Source organism: Bacteroidota bacterium, assembly GCA_039714315.1.
Classification (GTDB): Bacteria; Bacteroidota; Bacteroidia; order Flavobacteriales; family JADGDT01; genus JADGDT01.
Genome location: JBDLJM010000181.1, coordinates 1 through 4,992, shown reverse-complemented (window position 1 = coordinate 4,992; position 4,992 = coordinate 1). Strand labels below are relative to the sequence as shown.

7 protein-coding genes and 1 tRNA gene are annotated in these 4,992 nt (G+C 34.4%); 4 read left to right on the top strand and 4 right to left on the bottom strand.

The window, feature by feature from the left end:
• On the bottom strand, positions 1-493 hold a 493-nt coding region (locus tag ABFR62_12915; protein MEN8139324.1), incomplete at its 3' end, for a phage integrase N-terminal SAM-like domain-containing protein.
• A 128-nt stretch (positions 494-621) separates the two neighbouring features.
• Between ABFR62_12915 and ABFR62_12910 the strand changes: the two genes are divergently transcribed.
• A complete protein-coding gene (locus tag ABFR62_12910; GenBank protein ID MEN8139323.1) occupies positions 622-1,011 on the top strand; it encodes a hypothetical protein in 390 nt (129 codons plus the stop codon).
• A gap of 256 nt (positions 1,012-1,267) precedes the next feature.
• Here the strand turns inward: ABFR62_12910 and ABFR62_12905 are convergent.
• The 3 genes from ABFR62_12905 to ABFR62_12895 form a co-directional block, all read right to left on the bottom strand.
• Positions 1,268-1,352, bottom strand: a tRNA-Ser gene (locus ABFR62_12905).
• 195 nt (positions 1,353-1,547) lie between these two features.
• A complete protein-coding gene (locus ABFR62_12900) occupies positions 1,548-2,207 on the bottom strand; it encodes an OmpW family outer membrane protein (protein MEN8139322.1) in 660 nt (219 codons plus the stop codon).
• Positions 2,208-2,258: 51 nt separating this feature from the next.
• Positions 2,259-2,939 carry a DUF4136 domain-containing protein gene (locus ABFR62_12895; protein MEN8139321.1) on the bottom strand — a complete coding sequence of 227 codons (681 nt, stop codon included), beginning with the start codon at positions 2,937-2,939 and terminating at the stop codon, positions 2,259-2,261.
• Between the two features lie 424 nt (positions 2,940-3,363).
• Here ABFR62_12895 and ABFR62_12890 point away from each other — a divergent pair, with 424 nt between their 5' ends.
• The 3 genes from ABFR62_12890 to ABFR62_12880 form a co-directional block, all read left to right on the top strand.
• Positions 3,364-3,813, top strand: a complete 450-nt coding sequence (locus ABFR62_12890) for a low molecular weight protein-tyrosine-phosphatase (GenBank protein MEN8139320.1) — start codon at positions 3,364-3,366, stop codon at positions 3,811-3,813.
• A gap of 70 nt (positions 3,814-3,883) precedes the next feature.
• Positions 3,884-4,042 carry a hypothetical protein gene (locus ABFR62_12885; GenBank protein ID MEN8139319.1) on the top strand — a complete coding sequence of 53 codons (159 nt, stop codon included), beginning with the start codon at positions 3,884-3,886 and terminating at the stop codon, positions 4,040-4,042.
• Positions 4,043-4,306: 264 nt separating this feature from the next.
• The coding region (locus ABFR62_12880; protein ID MEN8139318.1) for an SAM-dependent methyltransferase at positions 4,307-4,992 on the top strand (686 nt) is incomplete at its 3' end.

The window sequence follows — 4,992 nt, the reverse complement described above, 5'->3', positions numbered from 1 at the left end:
TGGAAACATTTCGATCTACTAAATGCTTTAGATATGACTTTATATCAACCTCGTTAATACTCAATAAATCTTTATCGCTAAAAAAATTAATAAATTCCTCAAACAAGCTTACATAGGTAACTAATGTATTTTTGCTATATCGTAATACTTGTAGCTTATCAATATATTCATCAGGGCATTTCCTTTTATATCTACTCTTTTTGCTCTTGAATATTGAATAATTAGGTTCAGGAATATTTGTATTTACAGGTTTATCTTTAAAAAAATACTTGCAGTTAACCCACGCAATACCTTTAAAAGCCATAAATATTTTTGTTAAATTCTCGTTCGTATTTAATAGATAAAAAGTCTTGTACTGTTCACTCCATTTAATACCATCCATTGCTTTTACAATGCTATCCAAAGTGGGATTATTTAAGTATGTAATACCAATCATTTGCTTATTATCAATGATTACATGCCTTAAAGTGATGTTGTATATGTTATTTTCCACGATAATTAAAATTTGATGTTAAACTAATCAAAATCAGAGCTATATACAAATATAGTCGTATATTTATACGTATAGGTATTCGTGTAATCTACGGGTATATTTTTAAGTACTTGTGAAATTATCAATATATGGAAAGAGATAAACTAAAGAAAAGAAGATGTTTGGAATGTAATGATATTTTAGAAGGAAGAATTGACAAGAAATTTTGTTCAGAATACTGTAAATCATCATACCATTATAAACGAAACTTAGAAAAAGGAGATAATAAATTTAGTGAAATAGATAGAATATTAAAAAGTAATAGACGTATTCTAAAAAGTTACAATAAAGCAGGAAAAGCTACTGTAAGAAAAAACAAACTTATCGAAGAAGGTTTTAATCCCAAATACTTCACTCATTATTGGAAAGCAAAGAATAATAACCTTTATCTATTTTGCTATGAATATGGTTTTATGGAGAAAATGGAAAATGGGTATTCAAAATATATTTTAGTTATTTGGCAAGAATATATGAAGTGAGTGCATTAAAATGAAAAATATACTTGTACTATTTTAGCCCCCTATTCAGTGCCCTAAAAAAGAAACCCTCAGTAAGGAAATAGGATTACTCGGCTGTCGCTTCGTGATCCCGGTGGGGAGATCCTACAAAAGAAAACCCTGAAATGCTGTCGCATTTCTTGGGATTTTTTGTTTTCAAACACTTACGAAAATATATTTTCGACGCCTTTGAAAACAAAAAATCCCGTTTAGCAAAGCTAAACAGGATTTTCTTTTGCGGAGAAGGAGGGATTCGAACCCCCGGAGGTGTGACCCTCGCTGGTTTTCAAGACCAGTGCATTCGACCACTCTGCCACTTCTCCAAAGCTTGGTCTGTCAGGCATTTTATTTCCTGATTGCGGGTGCAAATATAAAACGTTTTTTCAATAATTAAAGCCTTTTTACGTAAAATATTTCCTTCAACTTTTCACCTTCAAAAACCCGCCTTATAACCTGCATATTTTCAGTACCCTGACATAATATTTATTTTATTTTTTTATTGCTCTGCAATATTACACTTATCGTATTACAAGCCCAACAGCAGCTCCCATATATCCCAAATCACCTTCCGAACCGGCGTTAAATATATGGTTGTAATCTACTCCTATATTTATGAAAATATTTTCATAGATCTTTAACATTACTCCCATCTCCGGTTTAAGCATAAATTTAGCACCCGATTCTACGGATATATATTTACTGACTTCTATTTCTTTCCTGATCAATGCTACCCCTGCTCCACTGCCTACATAAGCAGAAAATGAACTTTTATTTATAAAATGATAATCCGCCTTTGCCAAAACAGGTACTGCAAATACATTTCTGAATTGTGTTCCTTTCCAAAACCCGTCATCACCGTAAGTAACTACATCCTCCTGTTTTTCCGTAAAATACTGATATCCGGCCATTACTCCAAGCGACAAATTTTCTGTTGCAAAATACGTCAAATCAATTGAAGCTCCGGTCAAAGAATTGGCACTGATATAATTTTCGAAGTCTCCTTTCGGTTTTGCAATGTTATAATTAAAGCCCATTGATAATTTCCCCTTATTGCCTTCGTTCTCCGGCCTATTAACTCCAATTGTTGACCCATAGTCACTATTATCAGAATAGTACTGTTGCCCAAATGCGCTTTGTGCCAATACAACAAAGAATATTACTATATATAAGTATTGCATCTGTTAAATTTTATACTGTAAATATTTTATATCTATTTCTGTCCTCGTTAACTAAAATGCCCCTTCGTAATCGAAAATATCCTGTACTCCACCCAACACTCTTTGTGTGTACGATTCAGAAGTTGGGCCTACAATACCTTCAAAACTGCCTCGCCACAACGACTTCACCTCCATCTTTCCATCTCTTAAACGCATGGCATTCAATACATCAAACATATCTATCGACAACATCCCGTTATTCGATGCGTAATAATTTGTCACCCCCCAGGTATAGTCGTTATTCCAATGAGAACCACCTCCCCACCACGGATTGTAAATATCATTCGGAAACCAGGTATAACTGCTAACCTGCTTTAATGTCATCGAAGAAATATTAACACACAAATCAGGTATTTCTCCACTCCCTTCAGGAAGCTCATTCAACCCCATTCTGTTTAAATTCTCCCTAACCTTTGCAATAACAGATTTAGAATACTCACCGTTTGTATTTTTATCCATGTCGATATTAAAATCCGGATAGCCATTTTCTCCATTGTATACTGTATCGCGCACAAAGGCTATAGAGTCGACCAATGTATAAGTTTTATATCTCGAAAAATCAACCTCATTATCATATTTGAGCTTAACAAAATCGTAATCTTCATATGTTTTATCATAATATTTCTGACACGAAGTAAACGCATAAATCAATGCCGCCAAAAATGCTATATGGAAAGTAATTTTCTTTATCATCTGCAATACATACATTTGTTTGAGATTCCAAAATTACTAATTAGCCCTCCTTATTTATAATCACTAAAGGCTATACATGACAAACACAAACACTGAATGACAAACCTCCCGATTTTTATTGTAAACAGAATTTGTGTTTTTTGGCAGGCTCGCCTGTCCGCCTTCCTCAATTGCTATACACCGATTGAAACTCCAAAGCGGACAGGCTTAACGGGCTATCCGTTATAGTTTTTTGTCGTAAAGTTATTCAGCTAAAGCCATTGAGGAGCTCCCGGGGTCGCTCTCATTGGCTAAGCTTCTTAAACTTTACATCAAAAAAGCTGTCACTCCTATCCCTCCCTGATCATTATCATTGAAGCATTAAATCACTAGAGCATTAAATCATTAAACCCTACCTTTGCCATCAAACAAAAAATAAACAAGAATGTCGAAAAAGATATTAATGGTATGTCTGGGAAACATCTGTCGTTCCCCACTGGCAGAAGGAATATTGAAATCTAAAGTTGATGATGATATCATTGTTGATTCGGCAGGTATTGATGACTACCATAGTGGCGAACTTCCCGATAACAGATCGATGGCTATTGCCAAAAAAAACAATATTGATATTAGCAGTCAAAGAGCCAGAAAAATTGTTGCAGCCGATTTCGACAAGTACGATCACATATACGCTATGGACGAAACAAATTACAACAACCTAAAAACTATGGCCAAAACCCAAGAACAGCGAAACAAAATATTTATGATAATGAACGAACTTCATCCCGGTGAAAATATCGATGTCCCCGATCCTTACTGGGGAGGAGAACACGGATTTAGTCACGTTTATGCTATGCTCGATGAAGCTACTGATAAGATTTTGGAGAAATTGTAAATTTACAATGTGTTAATGAGTCAATGTGTTAATGTGTCAATGATAAAATAGCAAACAACCCATAATTATTATGACTGAGAAAGAAATTTTTATTGAAAAAATGAGAGAAAGAACTAAAAAGTTCGCTGTTGATATTATCAACTTTTGTGATTCTCTAAAAGTTGGTAAAGCTTCATCTGTTATCACATACCAACTGATAAAATCAGCAACATCAACCGGTGCAAATTAAAGAGAAGCATGTGAAGCAAGATCCAAAAATGAATTTTTCAGTAAAATATGTATTGTGGTAGAAGAATCTGACGAATCTGAATACTGGCTGGAAGTAATCAAAGATGCTGATTTATAAAATGATCATGATGAATTGGAAAGACTAATAAAAGAATCAATTGAAATAACAAAGATTATGTCAAAGGCAAAAAACTCAACATATAACAAACATTAGATCATTAAATCATTAGAACATTAAACCATTAGAGCATTAAACCACAAAAGCATGTCTGCAAACGGAAAAATATACTTCATACCTGTACCACTGGGCAATAACGATCCAAAAGAAGTCTTACCACAATCGGTTTTCGATACTGTCGAAAAACTTGATGAATACATTGTGGAAAACGAAAAAACTGCCCGCAGATTTATCAAAAAAATTTGCCCTTCGAAAGATCAGTCTGCCCTTAAATTTCATGTTTTAGACAAGAGAACCGAAGCTATAGAGTATTCGGGGTTTTTAAGCACGGTTAAAGAAGGAAAAGATATTGGATTAATGTCCGAAGCAGGAACTCCCGGAATAGCCGATCCCGGTGCGGATATAGCACACATCGCCCACGAAAAAGGAATTCAGGTAGTACCACTTGTGGGACCATCATCAATTCTCATGGCTATGCTGGCCTCAGGCATGAACGGTCAAAGCTTTGCATTTAACGGCTATTTACCGATCGACAAACACGATAGAAAAAAAGCTATTAAAGAATACGAAAGAAGATCGTTAAACTCCGATCAGGCACAAATTTTTATAGAAACACCATATAGAAATAAAAACCTGTTCGAAGATCTAAAATCCGGACTAAACCCAAACACAGATCTTTGCATAGCAGTAGACATCACACTAAGCACAGAATTTATAAAAACAAAAAAAGTAAAAACCTGGAATATAAAAATGCTGGACTTTCACAAAAAACC

Bases quoted from the DNA above. Each gene is read 5' to 3' on its own strand.
- ABFR62_12895 (MEN8139321.1), bottom strand. From the start codon at position 2,939: ATGATAAAGAAAATTACTTTCCATATAGCATTTTTGGCGGCATTGATT.
- ABFR62_12885 (MEN8139319.1), top strand. From the start codon at position 3,884: ATGACTGAGAAAGAAATTTTTATTGAAAAAATGAGAGAAAGAACTAAA.
- ABFR62_12910 (MEN8139323.1), top strand. From the start codon at position 622: ATGGAAAGAGATAAACTAAAGAAAAGAAGATGTTTGGAATGTAATGAT.
- ABFR62_12900 (MEN8139322.1), bottom strand. From the start codon at position 2,207: ATGCAATACTTATATATAGTAATATTCTTTGTTGTATTGGCACAAAGC.
- ABFR62_12890 (MEN8139320.1), top strand. From the start codon at position 3,364: ATGTCGAAAAAGATATTAATGGTATGTCTGGGAAACATCTGTCGTTCC.